Origin of the sequence: Niveispirillum fermenti (genome assembly GCF_048066175.1) — a bacterium.
Lineage (GTDB): Bacteria > Pseudomonadota > Alphaproteobacteria > Azospirillales > Azospirillaceae > Niveispirillum > Niveispirillum fermenti.
Genome location: NZ_JBLTXA010000150.1, coordinates 1 through 278 on the forward strand (window position 1 = coordinate 1; position 278 = coordinate 278).

Genomic DNA, 278 nt, shown 5'->3' on the forward strand with positions numbered 1-278 from the left:
TTCGCGCTGTTCTACTGCACCATCTCCATCCCGGTGGCCTGGCTGGCCGACCGGACCAACCGGGTGAAGGTGCTGTCGATCGCCTGCGCGCTGTGGAGTGCGGCGACGGTGGCCTGCGGCATGGCCTCCACCTATCCCCAGCTTGTCCTGGCGCGCATGGCGGTGGGTGTGGGGGAGGCGGGGGGCGTTCCCCCCTCCTATGCCATCATCACCGATTATTTCGCGCCCGGCCGGCGGGGCACGGCGCTGGGCCTGTTCAACCTGGGCCCGCCGCTGGG

At 70.5% G+C, this 278-nt stretch carries 1 protein-coding gene; it reads left to right on the plus strand.

What is annotated here, in order from left to right; all coding sequences use genetic code 11:
- Positions 1 to 278 (plus strand): MFS transporter (locus tag ACM9LZ_RS26105; protein ID WP_416622415.1); only part of this gene is annotated, 278 nt, incomplete at both ends.